General features: G+C 72.1%; 13 protein-coding genes. 6 read left to right on the top strand and 7 right to left on the bottom strand.

Going from position 1 to position 14,920, the window contains the following annotated elements; genetic code table 11:
* The first annotated feature begins 263 nt into the window (after positions 1–263).
* Both OU416_RS17335 and OU416_RS17330 read left to right on the top strand, forming a co-directional pair.
* Positions 264–1,628: an Hsp70 family protein gene (locus OU416_RS17335; RefSeq protein ID WP_270928020.1), complete on the top strand. Its 1,365-nt coding sequence runs from the start codon at positions 264–266 to the stop codon at positions 1,626–1,628.
* 22 nt (positions 1,629–1,650) lie between these two features.
* Positions 1,651–4,086, top strand: a complete 2,436-nt coding sequence (locus OU416_RS17330) for a helix-turn-helix transcriptional regulator (RefSeq protein WP_270928019.1) — start codon at positions 1,651–1,653, stop codon at positions 4,084–4,086.
* Positions 4,087–4,412: 326 nt separating this feature from the next.
* Here the strand turns inward: OU416_RS17330 and OU416_RS17325 are convergent, their stop codons facing one another.
* Together OU416_RS17325 and OU416_RS17320 are read right to left on the bottom strand one after the other, a co-directional pair.
* Positions 4,413–5,510 (bottom strand): FAD-dependent monooxygenase, encoded by a 1,098-nt coding sequence (locus tag OU416_RS17325; protein WP_270928018.1) that lies wholly within the window; start codon positions 5,508–5,510, stop codon positions 4,413–4,415.
* Positions 5,510–6,925: an MFS transporter gene (locus OU416_RS17320; protein WP_270928017.1), complete on the bottom strand. Its 1,416-nt coding sequence runs from the start codon at positions 6,923–6,925 to the stop codon at positions 5,510–5,512. Before OU416_RS17320 ends, OU416_RS17325 begins: the two co-directional genes overlap by 1 nt.
* Positions 6,926–6,985: 60 nt before the next feature.
* Between OU416_RS17320 and OU416_RS17315 the strand changes: the two genes are divergently transcribed.
* Entirely contained in the window at positions 6,986–7,480 is a 495-nt protein-coding gene (locus OU416_RS17315) for an RrF2 family transcriptional regulator (protein ID WP_270928016.1), read from the top strand.
* 41 nt (positions 7,481–7,521) lie between these two features.
* On the opposite strand, the gene OU416_RS17310 is transcribed toward OU416_RS17315, so the two are convergent.
* Positions 7,522–8,577 carry an alpha/beta hydrolase gene (locus OU416_RS17310; protein WP_270928015.1) on the bottom strand — a complete coding sequence of 352 codons (1,056 nt, stop codon included), beginning with the start codon at positions 8,575–8,577 and terminating at the stop codon, positions 7,522–7,524.
* 162 nt (positions 8,578–8,739) lie between these two features.
* On the opposite strand from OU416_RS17310, the gene OU416_RS17305 reads away from it, so the two are divergent.
* Entirely contained in the window at positions 8,740–9,288 is a 549-nt protein-coding gene (locus OU416_RS17305; protein ID WP_270928014.1) for an NADPH-dependent FMN reductase, read from the top strand.
* Positions 9,289–9,366: 78 nt separating this feature from the next.
* Positions 9,367–9,840 (top strand): Dps family protein, encoded by a 474-nt coding sequence (locus OU416_RS17300; RefSeq protein ID WP_270928013.1) that lies wholly within the window; start codon positions 9,367–9,369, stop codon positions 9,838–9,840.
* A 39-nt stretch (positions 9,841–9,879) separates the two neighbouring features.
* Here the strand turns inward: OU416_RS17300 and OU416_RS17295 are convergent, their stop codons facing one another.
* From OU416_RS17295 to OU416_RS17285, 3 genes are all read right to left on the bottom strand, one after another.
* The gene (locus OU416_RS17295) at positions 9,880–10,407 is read right to left on the bottom strand and encodes a DUF3558 family protein (protein ID WP_270928012.1); all 528 of its coding nucleotides are present in this window, start codon (positions 10,405–10,407) and stop codon (positions 9,880–9,882) included.
* Between the two features lie 271 nt (positions 10,408–10,678).
* Positions 10,679–11,743, bottom strand: a complete 1,065-nt coding sequence (locus tag OU416_RS17290; protein WP_270928011.1) for an NADH:flavin oxidoreductase/NADH oxidase — start codon at positions 11,741–11,743, stop codon at positions 10,679–10,681.
* Positions 11,744–11,794: 51 nt separating this feature from the next.
* The gene (locus tag OU416_RS17285) at positions 11,795–12,319 is read right to left on the bottom strand and encodes a TetR/AcrR family transcriptional regulator (protein WP_270928010.1); all 525 of its coding nucleotides are present in this window, start codon (positions 12,317–12,319) and stop codon (positions 11,795–11,797) included.
* A 74-nt stretch (positions 12,320–12,393) separates the two neighbouring features.
* On the opposite strand from OU416_RS17285, the gene OU416_RS17280 reads away from it, so the two are divergent.
* Complete coding sequence (locus tag OU416_RS17280; RefSeq protein WP_270928009.1) at positions 12,394–12,918, top strand: GNAT family N-acetyltransferase; 525 nt, start codon at positions 12,394–12,396, stop codon at positions 12,916–12,918.
* Positions 12,919–12,960: 42 nt separating this feature from the next.
* Here the strand turns inward: OU416_RS17280 and OU416_RS17275 are convergent, their stop codons facing one another.
* Positions 12,961–14,811 (bottom strand): glycoside hydrolase family 35 protein, encoded by a 1,851-nt coding sequence (locus OU416_RS17275; protein WP_270928008.1) that lies wholly within the window; start codon positions 14,809–14,811, stop codon positions 12,961–12,963.
* Positions 14,812–14,920: the final 109 nt, after the last annotated feature.

Genomic DNA, 14,920 nt, shown 5'->3' with positions numbered 1-14,920 from the left:
CGGTTCTCGGCTGGGGTTTCCGAGTGAGGTCGCGCGGGTCCTCACCCCTGTGGCGATCACGCTATGGGGTGAGAGCCCCCAGGCCATCGGGTACGACTCCTAGTTACTCAGATCTCTATTAGGGGATCCGCTAGGTGGTCCGTTAGGGGATCGAGTGGGGAATCTGATACCTCTGTGTAACCGAGCGCGCGCTAAATTGTGTCCACCCCGCGCCGCCACCGGTATCGCCCGATGGTGGCCGACCGGTGACACGAAGGGATTGCATGCCTTACGTCCTGGGCGTTCATCTGGGTGCGACGGCCACCACGGCCGCCATCGCCCGCCGCGATGGCAGCAGGTGGGCCGCGGCGGCACCGGTGCCGCTGGCCGCCGGGCCGGTGGTGCCGACCGTGCTGTGCAAGGTGCAGGACGGTTCGTTCGTGGCGGGGGAGGCCGCCCAGCGCCAGGAGATCGCCCACCACGAGTGGGTGGTGCGCGGCTTCACCGCGCGCCTCGGCGACGACCTGCCGCTGCTGGTCGGCAGCGAGTTCGTCCCCGCCCAGCGCCTGGTGGCGGCCATGGTCGAGTGGGTCGCCGACGTGGTGGCGGGCAGGCAGGGGCACCCGGCCGAGCACATCGCGATCGCGCACAGCGCCACCTGGGGCCCGCACCGGATCCGGCTGGTGCAGCAGGCCTTGGCGCAGCTCGGGCTGAACGAGGTCACGATGGTGCCGGAACCGCTGGCGGTGGCCCTGGACTACGCGGGCAAGCAGCGCGTTGCCGAGCACGAGCCGATCGCGGTGGCCAACATCGGCGGCAGCGGGATGGACGCCACGGTGCTGCGCCGCAGGCAGCGCGGCTTCGAGGTGGTGGGCTCCCCGCTGACCGCCGACCACCCCAGCGGCCAGGACCTGGACGACGAGATCTTCGCCGCGGTGCGCGCGGAGTTCGGCGAGCAGCTGGAGGCCCTGGACCTCGCCGACCTGAACCAGCGGGCCGCGCTGGCGCACCTGCGCGCCGAGTGCGTCCGCGCGAAGGAAGCGCTGTCGCAGCAGGCAAGTGCGCAGATCCGGGTGGAATTGCCCGGTGTGCGAACCGAATTCGCAATGTCGCGATCCCGCTACGAGCAGCTCGCCCGCCCGCACCTGGAACGCGTGCCGGAGCTGGTCCTGCAGGCGGTGCAGTCGGCGACGCTGACCCCGGACGACCTCGACGCGGTGGTGCTGGCCGGTGGCACGGCGCGGGTTCCGCTGCTCAAGCAGCTGGTCGCCGAGCGGCTGAAGGTGCCACCGCAGGTCGACGTCTCGCCGGAGCTGGCGGCGGCCTGCGGGGCGGCATCGGCCGCGGTGCAGCTGCTCTCGACCGACGGCGACGAGGGGTCGATCTCCGAGACCAGCGTGCTGGTGCGCATCGAGGGCTCGGACTTCGAGGAGGAGGAACCGGAGATCCCGGACGCGCCGCGGCCGCCGATCGACGTGGAGCCGCTGCCGCTGGAGCCCCCCGATGAGGATCGCGCGCGGCGGATCAAGATCATTAAGCTGTCCGCGGCCGCTGTGCTGGTGATCGTCGGCCTGCTGCTCACCTTCCTCTGGCCGAGTTCCTCCAGCGGCGGCGGAATGCTGGGCCTCCTCCAGCTGATGAGCCGATGACGGGCCGACAAGGACGGCAGGCGTGAACCACTCGACGACCTCCCTGCTCGACGGGCACGCGACCGGGCTCCGGTCGGCGGTCGCCACCGCCCCGTCCGCACCCATCACCGCAGGTGTCCAAGGCCCCGGCGGCTACGGCAAGACCGCGCTGCTGACCGAGCTGGCGCAGGCCTACCGAGCCGCCGGTGTCCCGGTGCTCGGCGCTGCCGACCTGGACCGCGCGGACGAGGGCGCGGTGCTGGTCGACGACGCGCACCGCCTCGACGAGCCCGCGCTGGCCCGGCTGGTCGAGCTCGCCCGGCAGCCGGGAGCCCGCCTGCTGGTCGCCTACCGGCCGGGCCCGCGGCCCGATGCGCTGGGCGAGCTGATCGGTGAGCTCGGTGCGCCGGTGCTGCTCTCCGCGCTCAGCCCGGAAGAGCTGGCGGTCCAGGTCGGAACCGCCTCCGCGGACTGGATCCGCTGGCTGCACGCGCAGACCGGCGGCGTCCCCCGCTACGTGAGCCGCGTGCTGGGCACCGTGGAACCGGGCGTCATGCAGCTGTCCGCGCGGGCGCTCGACCAGTTCCAGCACGACCTGGACCAGCTCGGCGAGGCCGGGCAGGCGTGCGTGACGGCGATGGCCGTCGGCGCGACGCCGCACCCGGACCTGCTCGCGGCGCTGCTCGACCTGGACGCCGCCGCGGTCGGCGCCGCGCTGCTGGCGGTGCGCTCCGGCGGGCTGGTGGCGGCGAACGACGTGCTGCTGCCGATCGTGCGCGAGGCCGTGCTGCGGTTGACGCCGTGGGAGCGACGGCTCCAGGTGACCCGCCGCCTGGTCGAGACCCAGCTGGCCCGAGGTGGCCCGGTGCTGCCGCTGGTCAGCCCGCTGCTCGGCGCCGAGATAGCGCTGCTCCCGGAAGCGACGCTGGCCAAGGCGTTCGAGCAGGCCGGTGAAGAGGCGATGCTGGATGCGCCGAAGCTGGCACCGCGCTTGTTCGACGCGGCGGTGTCGGCGGGTGCTCCGGCCACGTCGGTCGCCGCTCGGCGTGCGCGGGCCGCGGCCGTGGCGGGGGAGCTGGACGAAGCGCTGCGGCTGGCCGATCAGGTGATCGTCGACGCGGCGGTGCCGGACCGGGAGCTCGGCGTGCAGGTCGCGGCGAGCGTGCTGGCCCAGCGCGGACTGCTGGAGCGGTCGGCGGAGATGTGCCGCTGGTCGGTCGGACGGCTGCGGTGGCCGGGCGACCGGGCCTTCGCGGCCGTCGGCCTGATCGGATCCGGCAGGCTGGCCGATGCCGACGAGCTGCTGAGCTCCTCCGACGACGCGGGCCCGCCGACGTCGATGACCGGCGCCGCCGCGCAACTGGCCGCTGGGGTGCGGGAATCCGTCACCGGATCGGCCTCCATCGCGCTGTCCACGCTGGTGCGCTCGGCGTCGCTGTCGGAACCGGTGGGGCGCGGCGTCCTGCTGCCCGACTCGCCTGCTTCGGTGGCCGCGCTGGTCGCCCTGCACTGCGGTGAGCTGGACGTCGCGAAGTCCACATTGGACCGAGCGATCGACGCCGGCACCGGAGGCCCGCTGCTGCAGCACCGGCACCGCCTGCTGGCGGCGTGGCTGCCGCTGGTGCGAGGCGACACGGTGGCCGCGCGCGCGAAGCTCCCGGCGGGCGAGATGACGGCCCGCGACCGCCTGGTGGCCACGGCGCTCGAAGCCGGAATCGCCAGTCGCGACAACGACATGGCAGCGCTCGCGGCCGCCCGGGGCCAAGCCCGCCAGGTCGTCGCGGAGCACTCGGTGGACCTGTTCGCCCTGCTCCCGCTGGGCGAACTGCTGATCGCCGCAGCCCGGCTGCGCGACCAGGACTGGATCGAGCCCTACCTGACCGAAGCGCTGGCCCTGCTCGACCGCCTGGGAAACCCGCCGCTGTGGACGTCGATGCTGACCTGGAAGCGCCTCCAGGCGTCGATCGTCCTCGACGAGCTGGACACCGCCCAGCAGCGGGCGGTGGAGCTCGCCGGCATGGCCCACCACAACCCGCTGGCGGCGGCGATGGCCGAAGCGGCCCGGGTGTGGCTGGGAATCCTCGCCGGCCAGGTGGACCAGGATGAAGCGGAAAGAACCGCCCGAGCCCTCCACGCGGCCGGGCTCGCCTGGGACGGAGCGAGGCTGGCGGGCCAAGCGGCGATCCGGACCGCGGACCGCCGCGCGATGCTGGCGCTGCTGGAATGCGCCCGGGCGCTGCAGGGCAAGCCACCGCGCCCGCGAGCGGTGCGCGGCGACGACGAGAGCGGAATGCTCAGCGAGCGGGAGAAGGAAGTCGCGGAGCTGGTCCTGGCGGGCCTGACCTACAAGCAGGTGGGCAAGCGCCTGTTCATCTCGGCGAAAACGGTGGAGCACCACATCAGCCGCATCAAGCAGCGCCTGGGCGCGGCGAGCAGGGAAGACCTCCTGAACCGCCTCCGCCAACTCCTCGGCCAGTAGCGGCGGCCCCGCGCAGGCTCCGTCTTCACAGGAACCGTGAGTGCTTCGGGGCGCTATAACGCCCCAAACCACTCACGGCCGTCACCAGTGAGGTGCCCGGGCACTCGACGCCGCCGCAGGCGGCGCGCCGGGCAGCGCCTCGGTTACGCCGATCGAGCCTCCGTCCCGCCGGATCCGCCGAGGTGACGGTCAATTTCGCGCGAAATTGACGTTCACCCGGGTGACGGTCAATTTCGTACGAAATTGACCACGGCCCCGCGTGCCCGGCCGCCGGGGCTGCGCTGGTCAGTGTGAAGCGCGCGCCGCGTCGTCTGCCCGCACAGGGCTCACCGGCGCCAGTCGAGGACCGGCTCCAGCGAGCGGAGGGCGGCCGAGCTCGGGGCCAAGCGCAGGGCCGTGTTGCGCAGCGACACGGCGGGGCGCGACGACCACTGCGCGATCGCGCCGATCTGCCGGGACCGCTTCACGATCTGCTGCGTGCGAGGGCGGCGCTGCCGGTCGTAGGCCGGAAGATCGCCGCTGGTCGCGGTTTCCGCGAGGACGACCGCGTCTTCCAGCGCCTGGCAGGCGCCTTGCCCGAGGTTCGGCGTCATCGCGTGCGCCGCGTCGCCGACCAGCGCGACCCGGCCCGCCACGTAGGAGCGCAGCGGCGGCATCTCGTACAGGTCGTGGTGCAGCACCGAGTCCTCGCTCGTGGCGGCGAGGAGAGCCGGGATCGGGTCGTGCCACGATCCGAACCTGCGCTCCAGCTCGGCCAATCCGGTGCGAGCGGCGCCCTCCGGGGCGTTGGCCACCGCGAAGCAGTAGACCCGCCCGTCCGGCAGCGCCGCGAAGCCGAACCGCTCGCCGCGTCCCCAGGACTCGCCGCTGTCCTCGATCTCGACCGGCGCGGTGATCATCCGCCAGGCGGCGTAACCGGCGTAGCGCGGAGCGGGAGAACTGCCCCAGACCGAGGTGCGAACGGCGCTGCGGATCCCATCGGCACCCACGACCAGATCGGCCCCGGACTCCCCGGCGGAATGCACGACCGTCCCGTCCGCCCGCACCCGCTGCACCTCGATCCCGCTGCGCAGAGCATCCGGCGGGACCGCGGCGCGCAGCACGTCGAGCAGTTCGGCGCGGTGCAGCATCACCATCGGCCCGAAGCGCGTCTCGACCTCGGCGGTGTCCATGCGCGAGAGCCAATTCCCGCTGGAGTCCTTGAAGCCCGCTTGCCCGGACAGCACCGAGCGTTCGCGCACCGCGTCGCCCAGGCCCAGCACGTCCAGGGCGCGCAACGCATTCGGCCACACCGAGATGCCCGCGCCGACCTCGGCGAACTCCGGTGCCCGCTCCAGCACCTCCACCTGCCAGCCCTGCCGGACCAGCGCGGCGGCGGTGGCCAGGCCTCCGATCCCGCCACCGACGACGACGGCCTTGCGCATCAGGCTTCTCCCTTCCCGCGGCGAACTCCGATGAGCGCCAGCACGGCTGCGATGAGCACGACGTACACCGCGCACACGACCTCCATGGCGGTGTCGGCGGCGACCAACCGGGGCCCGGCCAGGGCGAAGAAGAGCGTCCCGAGCAGGGTGACGCCGAGCGAGTTCGCGAACTGCTGGGTGGTCGTGAACGTGCCGGACGCCGCACCGGCCTGGTCCGGCCGCACCTGGGCCAGGGCCGCGCCGATCATCGGGGGCAGCAGGAAACCGTTGCCCAGCCCGACGAGCGCCAGCGGCGGCGCCAGCCACCAGCTCGGCAGTTCGCCGCCGGTGGCCGCCAGCGCTCCGGCGAGCGCGACCAGCCCGGCCATCGCCATGACTCCGCCGCTCAGCAGCACCCGGACACCGTACCGGGCCGTCAGCCGTCCGCCGAGCATCGAGCCGACGGTGAAGAGCACGCCCTGCGGCAGGAAGACCAGCGCCGCGGTCACCGGGCTGCTGCCGAGCTTGCCCTGCAGCAGCATGGTCAGGGTGAACATCAGCGCCCCGAAGTAGAGCTGGAACAGGGCGCTCGCGGCGAGCAGTGCGAGGTACCGCCGGTTGCCGAAGAGCTGCGGGTCGATGATCGGCTCGCCACCGCGCCGCGCCAGGCCCAGCTGCGCGCGCGTCGTCAGCAGCCCGATCGGCACGACCGCGACCAGGCACACCCAGGTCCACCAGGGCCAACCGGCTTCGCGGCCGAGCGCCAGCGGCACCAGCACCAGTGCCAGGGTCAGCGACACCGCGACCGCGCCGACCGGGTCGAACCGCGCCATCCGGCCGCCGCCCGCGGGCAGCAGGCGCGCCGCCAGCGCCGCGGCGATCAGCCCGAACGGGACGTTGATCAGGAAGATCATCCGCCAGCCGAGCCCGGAGGTCAGCAGCAGCCCGCCGAGGATCTGCCCGGCCAGCGCGGCGATCCCGCTCACCGCGCCGTACCAGGCGGTGGCGCGGCCCCGGTGCTCGGCGGGGAACGTCACGGTGATCAGCGAGAGCACCTGCGGAACCATCGCGGCGGCGGCGAGCCCCTGGAGCAGTCGAGCGGCGACGAGCTGGCCGGGTGTCGCCGCGATCCCGCACAGCAGCGAGGCGACCGCGAAGGCCGCCATGCCGAGCGCGAACGTCCGCCGGTAGCCGAACCGGTCGCCGAGGCGCCCGCCGGTCACCAGCCCGGCCGCGTAGGCGAAGGCGTAGCCGGACACGACGAGCTCGATCGCCGCGTCGCCGGCGCGCAGGTCCGCGCGCAGCGACGGAACGGCGATGTTCACCACGAACAGGTCGAACGTCGCCAGGAAGGTGCCGGTCAGGGCGACTCCCAGGACGAACCACCGACGTGCGGTGGGCGGAGCGGGCTGCGATCGCGCGGCGCTTCGGATCATGGGTAAATAGATATCATGGATATTCGTTATCCATGAAGTCTGCCAAGTAGGGTGCCGGACATGAAGCTGTCGCAGGGGGTGGAGTGGGCGCTGCACTGCGCTGTGACCCTCGCGGAGGCCGACGCGGGCGACCTGGCTTCGCGCCGCACCCTGGCCGGGTACTACGACCTGCCGGAGGCCTACCTCGCCAAGCACCTGAAATCACTGGTGCGGGCGGGTGTGCTGATCGCCAGCCCGGGGCCGCGCGGCGGCTTCCGCCTGGCCCGCGCCCCGGAGCAGATCACCGTGCTGGACGTCGTCGAAGCGATCGAGGGCACCACGCCTTCGTTCGTGTGCACCGAGATCCGGCAGCGCGGCGCCTGCGCGGTGCCGCCGGAGCGGTGCACGGCGCCGTGCCCGGTCGCGCAGATCATGCTCGACGCGGACCGGGCCTGGCGGGACTCGCTGCGCGCGGTCACGCTCGCCGACATCAGCGGGCGGCTGTCCGAACCCACCCGCGCTCGCGCGAAGGCGTGGCTGGCCGACCCGTCCACGCCTCCGCCGCCCGTGTCGTGAGTGCTTCGGGGCGCTAGAGCACCCCAAAGCACTCGCGGGTCTCACACCTTCCGCAGGGACAGCCCGGCGCGGAGCGCGCCGACGATCTCGAACATGGCCTCCTGGAACCGGGGCGCCACCTGGCGCGCGTTGGCGAAGCCGTGGATCAGGTCCTCGAACCGGCGGCTGATCACCGGCACGCCCGAGTCGGCCAGCCGCTGCGCGTAGGCCTCGCCCTCGTCGCGCAGCGGGTCGAACCCGGCCGTGGCCACGTACGCCGGCGGCAGCCCGCTGAGATCCTCGGCCAGCAGGACCGACAGGCGCGGGTCGGCGCGCAGCTCCTCGTCGGGCTGGTAGTGGTCGATGAACCAGGTCATGTCCGCGTCGGTGAGCAGGAAGCCGGTGCCGAACAGCTCCCGCGAGCGGCGGCGCGTGGTGCCGTCCGCCGCCGGGTAGATCAGCAGCTGGAACACCGGGTCGGCCAGCTCCGAGCGGGCGGCGTGCAGGGCTACCGAGGTCGCCAGGTTGCCGCCAGCGCTGTCCCCGCCGACCGCGATCGAATCGCGGCTGGTGCCCAGCTCGGCGGCGTTGTCCACGGCGTACCGGTAGGCGGCGATGCTGTCGTCCAGCGCGGCCGGGAACGGGAACTCCGGGGCGAGCCGGTAGCCGACCGACAGCACCCGGATGCCCGCGTGCTTGGCCAGGAACCGGCACACGTCGTCGTAGCTGTCGAGGTCGCCGATGACCCAGCCGCCGCCGTGGAAGAACACCAGCAGCGGGCTGGTGCCGGTGAGCTCGCGCGGCCGGTAAAGCCGGGCGGGCAGCGCGCCGTTCTCGGTCGGGATCGGCCGGTCGGCGACGACGACCCCGCTCACCGGTGCCGCGGTGGCGAGGCGGGTGGACCGGCGCATACCCTCGCGCGCCAGCTCCGGCGTGGGAGCGGAGAGCTTCTCCTGCCCGCTGAGCTTCTGCAGCTTGAGCAGCAGCTGCGCGTCCAGCGCGAGTTCCTGGCCGTCCAGCCGGACCGGCCGTCCGGCGATGAGCCGTCGGGCGGGGCGGGGCAGCGCGAAGATGCCGCGCAGCGCTGCGGCCTCCACGAGTTCGCGGACCTTGGACATCGTGGGCCTTCCCGGGAGGCGGCAGGTCGACGTTGAGGTTACCTGCAAGTAGGTGTGTTTCAAGACACCGACGTTCCGCTTTGACCTCGACCGGGCTGGAAGTCGTAGCGTGGCCGGAGTCCGCCGAAGACAGGTGCGACGAGCGGGTGGAAGGATTTGCGCATGACGCTGACCGTGGTGGGAATCGGTGGCTCGGTACGGCCGGACTCGCAGTCCGAACGTGCGCTGCACGCCGCGCTGGCGGGCGCCCGCGAAGCAGGTGCGAAGGTCCACGCGATCACCGGCAGCAGCCTCGCGCTGCCGTTCTACGACCCGCAGCTGACCGAGCGCACCGACAACGCGCTGGAGCTGGTGGACGCCCTGCGCAACGCGGACGGGGTCATCCTCGCCTCGCCCGGCTACCACGGCACCGTCTCCGGGCTGATCAAGAACGCCCTGGACTACGCCGAGGACCTGCGCGAAGATGAGCGGCCCTACCTGGACGGACGCGCGGTCGGCTGCATCGGCATCGCGCACGGCTGGCAGGCCACCGTCACCACGCTGCAAGCGCTGCGCTCCGTCGTGCACGCGCTGCGCGGCTGGCCGACGCCGCTCGGCGGCGCGGTCAACTCGGCGGAGACCCACTTCGAGCCCGGCGGCGAGTGCACCGACGAGAAGGTCACCACCATCCTGCGCACCATCGGCCGACAGGTGGTCGAGTTCGCCTCCTGACGTTCGAAGTGCGTCGGTGCCCGTGAGGCAGCACCCTCAGGAGCGAAGCAGCTCGCGTCCGAGGAGGTTGTACCGCTCATGGCTCCGATCACCAGCCCGCTCAACGACCAGGACCAGGACATCACCGGCAAGCTGCTGCAGGCGACGCTGCTCGACCTGATCGACCTGCACCTGGTGGCCAAGCAGGCGCACTGGAACGTCGTCGGCCGCTTCTTCCGCGACGTGCACCTGCACCTCGACGAACTGGTCGCCACCGCGCGCGGCTTCGCCGACGACGTCGCGGAGCGCGCCGCGGCCATCGGAGTCTCGCCGGACGGCCGCGCGGCGACGGTCGCGGCGGGTTCCGGCCTGCCGAAGTTCGAGTCGGACTGGCGCAGCGACAAGGCCGTGATCGAGGCGATGGCCGAGTCGCTCGGCGAGCTGATCCGCCGCTTGCGGGCCCGAATCGACGAGGCCGACAAGACCGACCTGGTGACGCAGGACCTGCTCATCGCCATCGCCGCGGAGCTGGAGAAGGCCCACTGGATGTGGCAGTCGCAGCTCGCATCGTGAGTGCTTCGGGGTGCTACAGCCCCTCGAAGTGCTCACGATTCAGGGCAGGGCGGGCTCCAGGACCTGCGCGATGTCCAGCGCCTTCGCGCAGGTCTCCGGGTCCGCCCGGCCGGTGTCGGCGTTGTACTTGATCTCCACCGAGACCGAGCCGTCGCCGACCGCGATGATCTGCCTGCACCAGGAGAACTCCGGCGCTCCGGCGGGCACCGCGCTGATCCCCCGGCGGGCGCCCACCGAGTTCGGCTCGAAGCTGCTGAACACGCCGCGCTGCCGCTCCCAGCCCGCGAGGTCGGTGGTCTCCGCCTTGGAGATCCGCAGCAGGAACTCGTCGTCGCCGCGGAAGTCGCAGCCGATCTCGCCGTTCTCGTCGACCTGCTCCCCGGGCTCGGTGACCCCGACGTGCTGGAGATCGCTCTGGGAGAGCGCCGAGCACGGGTCGAACCCGGCCAGCGACGGCCCGACCAGCGGTTCCGCCTCCGAGGTTGGTGCGTCGCCACCCGCGCACCCCGAGAGCAGCAGGCCGGCGAGGGCCAGCGCGGCGGCGGCTGTGACTGGTGTTGTACGCATGTCCATCTTCACGCTCGGGGAGTTCCTGAGCCGAGATTACGCGAGTTGGCCCCGCCCCGGTCAACTTCGGCCAAAAGCTCCCACCCTAATCCACAATGGACTCCCGAACGGGCTGGGAGCGGTGAGGGGCACCTTTAGGCAACTGTGCTGCCTAAAGGTGCCCTTCACCTCGCTTCCGTCGAGTGATGGGCACCCGAACGAGGTCGGCGTGAAGGGCACCTTTCGCCCGCTAACTCGGTGAAGGGTGCCCTTCACCTCGGAAGACCGCCGGTCAGATGCGGCGGGCCCGCTCGTACTGCTTCGGCCAGATGTTGTCCGCGTGCAGGCGGTCGGCCGCGCGCAGCGGCCAGTGCGGGTCGCGGAGCAGCTCGCGGCCGAGCAGGACCGCGTCCGCCGAACCCGAGGCGACGATCTCCTCGGCCTGCTCGGGCGAGGTGATCAGGCCGACCGCCGCCGTCGGGACGTCCGCCCCGGTGCGCACTTGGCGCGCGAACCGCACCTGGTAGCCGGCGCTGATCGGGATCTCCGCCTTCGGCACCGCGCCACCGGTGGAGGCGTCCACCAGGTCGACGCCGCGCTCGGCCAGCAGCCGGGACAGCCGCACCGAGTCCTCGCCGGTCCAGCCGCCCTCGACCCAGTCGGTCGCCGAGATCCGCGCGAACAGCGGCCGGTCCGCTGGCCACGCCTCGCGGACCGCGTCGGTGATCTCCAGCAGCACCCGGACCCGGTTGTCGAAGTCGCCGCCGTAGCGGTCGGTGCGGTCGTTGACCAGCGGCGAGTAGAACTGGTGCGCCAGGTAGCCGTGCGCGAAGTGCAGCTCGACCACGTCGAAGCCGGCCTGCTCGGCCCGGCGCGCGGCCGCCGCGAACTGCGCGGGCAGCTCCGCGACCTCGGCCTCGGTCAGGGCGCGCGGTGCGGCGTTGTTGCCGAAGGCGTTGGCGGTCGAGCTCACGGTCTCCCAGCCGCCCTCGGACGCGGGAACCGTCTGGCCGCCCTCCCACGGTGCGGAGGTGGACGCCTTGCGCCCGGCGTGCGCGAGCTGCACGCCGGTGGCCGCGCCCTGCGCGTGCAGGAAGTCGTTGATGCGCCGCCAGGCGGCGACCTGCTCGTCGTTCCACAGGCCGGTGTCCTGCGGGCTGATCCGGCCTTCGGGGACCACGGCGGTCGCCTCGGAGATGATCAGCCCGGCGCCGCCGGTGGCGAACTGGCCGAGGTGCACCAGGTGCCAGTCGTCGGGCACGCCGTCGGTCGCCGAGTACTGGCACATCGGGGAGACCCACGCGCGGTTGCGGATGACCAGGTCGCGCAGCTTGATCGGTTCGAAGAGATGGCTCACGACAGGCACGGACAACCACGCGCGTGCAGATATTCCGCGTCGGCGACTATTTCACAGGCTGGTGAGCAGGGTCTCGAACGCGGTGTCCACGCGCGCCGCGTCGCCGGTGGCCAGCAGGTCGAGGACCAGCCCGCGCAGCGCGGCCAGCACCAGCGTGGCCTCGGCCTCGGAGCCGCCCAACGCGCGCTGGAGCGGCGGCAGCCATTCGCGGACGCTGGCTTCGCCGAAGCCCTCCCACGCGCCGCCCCGCAGCGAGCGCGCGTAGCTCTCGAAGAAGAACCGGATCACGTCGTGGTGCGCTGTGGAGCTGAGCCAGCGCCACAGCCCGCGCAGCGCCTCGGTGCGCTCGTGGCAGTCGGCGAGCGTGTCGGCGAGCAGCTGGAGCTGGACGTCGCGGGCGTGCCGGTGCACTTCGCGGACCAGGCCTTCCTTGGAGCCGAAGAAGTACAGCAGCATCCGCGGGCTGGATCCGACCGCCGCCGCGAGCGGGCGCAGCGACACCTCCGACAGGCCGTGCGCGGCGGAGTAGTCCAGGAGCTTCGCGAGCAGTTCGTCGCGGCGCCCGGTGTCGGTCATCGTCGCCCTCTGTTCCGGTGTGGGTCGGGCTGCTAGCGTACGAGTGAAACAACTGTTTCACACCAGGAGTCGAGATGTCCTCCGAGATCACCGTTCGCGTTGGCCCGAGCCCCGGCGACCTCGGCACCGTGCTGGCCATGCACGGCCGGTTCTACGCGCGCGAGCACTCCTTCGACGAACGCTTCGAAGCGCACGTTGCCAAGGGCCTGGCCGCATTCGCCGAGGCGCTGGGCGAAGCCCGCGACGAGCCGGGTGCCGAGCCGGGACGGCTCTGGCTCGCCGAGCGGGACGGCGAGGTGGTGGGCACCGTCGGCCTCACCGACGAAGGGGCGGGCACCGCGAAGCTGCGGTGGTTCCTGGTCTCGCCCGAGGTGCGCGGTTCCGGCGTCGGCAAACGCCTGATCCGCGCCTTGCTGGAGTACGCGCGGGAACGCGACTTCGAGCGGATCCTGCTCTCGACCGTCGGTCAGCTGGAAGCAGCTGCGCACCTCTACCTCGACGCCGGTTTCCACTGCACCGAGCGGAGGTCCGTCCGCCAGTGGGGCCAGCACCTCGACGAGCTGGACTACCGCCTCGACCTGCGCCAGCCGGGGTCGTGAGCGCGTAACAGTGCTCGAACACTGTTACGCGCTCACGACCGCTCAGCCGAGGTCGGGCTCGGCGCGGAGTTCGAGCGCTCCGCCGGGCTCGTGGAGCTCGAGCACCACCAGCTCGTTCTCCCCCTTCCTCCACAGTGGACTCGGCGCGTACAGGGTGCGCTGCGGGCCGATCGACCAGTAGCGGCCGAGCAGGAACCCGTTCAGCCACACCAGGCCCTTCGTCCAGCCCGGCAGCGCGAGGAACCCGTCCGCGGGCTCGCCGATCCGCAGCGTCGCGCGGTGGAAGGCGGGCCCGGTGGCGGTGCCGGAGCGGAAGCGCAAGCCGGTGAGGTCGTCCAGCGGCAGCGGGCGGATCTCCCAGCCGAACAGGGCTTGCGCACCGTGCAGCACGCGGTCGTTGATGCCCTTGGGATCGTTGAGCCGGTGGCCGAAGTTGATCCGGCCGCCGGGATCGACCAGCAGGTCCAGCTGCACGGACTCGCCCGGCACCGGCACCTCCACCGATCCCTGCGGTTCGTTGCGGTCCAGCACGCCCAGCAGCTCGCCGTCGGCGAACACCAGCGCCCGGTCGGCCAGCCCGCGCACCTTGATCCCCGCCGTTTCGCGCGGGCCCTGGATGCGCGTGCGGTAGTGGATCAGCCCGTGCGGTTGCCCCAGCGCCTCCATGTGCACCGGCGCCGACCGCCGCACCGGTTCGCTGAGCACGTCGAGGGATTCCAGCAGTCCGACCGAGGCGTCGGGCCGCACGCTCTGCGCGGCGAGCCGGGGCGGTAGCGGTGGCAGCGGTTCGCCGGGCACCGGTGCGTGCTCGGCGATCGCCTCGCGGATCCGGTGGAACTTCTCGGTCAGCTCACCGGCCTCGCCGATGGGGGAGTCGTAGTCGTAGCTGGTGATCGTCGGCTGGTACCGGTCGTTGGCGTCGTCGTGGTTCGCACCCGCCCACCAGCCGAAGTTGGTGCCGCCGACACCCATGTACAACGTCACGGACGCGTTGGCCGCCAGCATCTTCGCCACGTCGGCGGCGGTCTGGACCGGGTCGGTGGTGTGGTGCTGCTCGCCCCAGTGGTCGAACCAGCCGTCCCAGAACTCCGTGCACCAGATCGGGCCTTCGGGCTGGTAGCGGCGCAGCGCGGCGAACGGTTCGGCCGGATCGCCGCTGAAGTTCACGGTGGCCAGCACGTCCGGCAGGTTCCCGCCGCGCAGCATGTACTCCGACGGACCGTTGGAGCAGAACAGCAGGCTGTCGATCCCGTTGCCGCGCAACGTGTTCTGCAGGTGCGCGAGATGCTGCTGCTCGTTGCCGTAGCTGCCGTACTCGTTCTCCACCTGGAACGCGATCACCGGGCCGCCGCGGGTGGCCTGCAGCGGCGCCAGCCGCGGCAGCAGTTCGCCGAACCACGCGTCGACCAGCTCGCGGTAGACCGGATCGTCGCAGCGCAGCGGCATGTCCGGATCGGCGAGCAGCCAGGCGGGCAGGCCGCCGAAGTCCCACTCGGCGCAGACGTAGGGGCCGGGCCGGATCGCGACCTTCAGGCCGACCTCGCCGGCGAGCTCGGCGAAGCGCACCACGTCGCGCCAGCCGGTGAAGTCCACCTCGCCGCGTCGCGGCTCGTGGAAGTTCCACGCGACGTAGGTGTCCACGGTGTTGAGCCCGAGCGCGCGCATCCGGACCAGCCGGTCCCGCCACTGGTCGGGATGGGTGCGGAAGTAGTGGAACTCGCCGGCGATGATCCGGAACGGTTCGCCGTCGAGCAGGAACTCGTCGCCGCGCACGGTCAGCCCGGACCGCGTCTGCGCCTGCGCGAGCACCCGGTTGCTGCCGGCGGACATGCCGAGGGCGAGACCGCCGACGCCGACCGCGCCCAGGAAACCCCGTCTGCTGACGCCTGCCATCTCCCACCTCGCCTGCTCAGTGCTGAGTGAAATGGCCACCATTCTTGCGTTTTCGATCAAAAATTGACCAGCGCTACCACCGGAACGGACCAGTCGGCGGCCGGAATCC

Origin of the sequence: Saccharopolyspora indica, from assembly GCF_027853965.1 — a bacterium.
In the GTDB taxonomy this organism is placed as follows: Bacteria; Actinomycetota; Actinomycetes; order Mycobacteriales; family Pseudonocardiaceae; genus Saccharopolyspora; species Saccharopolyspora indica.
This window is presented reverse-complemented; position numbering and strand designations above follow the sequence as displayed.

What these genes read in the sequence shown, in the direction of transcription:
- OU416_RS17335 (WP_270928020.1), top strand. Translation starts at nt 264, where the DNA reads ATGCCTTACGTCCTGGGCGTTCATCTGGGTGCGACGGCCACCACGGCC.
- OU416_RS17325 (WP_270928018.1), bottom strand. Translation starts at nt 5,510, where the DNA reads ATGCGCAAGGCCGTCGTCGTCGGTGGCGGGATCGGAGGCCTGGCCACC.
- OU416_RS17320 (WP_270928017.1), bottom strand. Translation starts at nt 6,925, where the DNA reads ATGATCCGAAGCGCCGCGCGATCGCAGCCCGCTCCGCCCACCGCACGT.
- OU416_RS17315 (WP_270928016.1), top strand. Translation starts at nt 6,986, where the DNA reads ATGAAGCTGTCGCAGGGGGTGGAGTGGGCGCTGCACTGCGCTGTGACC.
- OU416_RS17310 (WP_270928015.1), bottom strand. Translation starts at nt 8,577, where the DNA reads ATGTCCAAGGTCCGCGAACTCGTGGAGGCCGCAGCGCTGCGCGGCATC.
- OU416_RS17305 (WP_270928014.1), top strand. Translation starts at nt 8,740, where the DNA reads ATGACGCTGACCGTGGTGGGAATCGGTGGCTCGGTACGGCCGGACTCG.
- OU416_RS17300 (WP_270928013.1), top strand. Translation starts at nt 9,367, where the DNA reads ATGGCTCCGATCACCAGCCCGCTCAACGACCAGGACCAGGACATCACC.
- OU416_RS17295 (WP_270928012.1), bottom strand. Translation starts at nt 10,407, where the DNA reads ATGCGTACAACACCAGTCACAGCCGCCGCCGCGCTGGCCCTCGCCGGC.
- OU416_RS17285 (WP_270928010.1), bottom strand. Translation starts at nt 12,319, where the DNA reads ATGACCGACACCGGGCGCCGCGACGAACTGCTCGCGAAGCTCCTGGAC.
- OU416_RS17280 (WP_270928009.1), top strand. Translation starts at nt 12,394, where the DNA reads ATGTCCTCCGAGATCACCGTTCGCGTTGGCCCGAGCCCCGGCGACCTC.
- OU416_RS17275 (WP_270928008.1), bottom strand. Translation starts at nt 14,811, where the DNA reads ATGGCAGGCGTCAGCAGACGGGGTTTCCTGGGCGCGGTCGGCGTCGGC.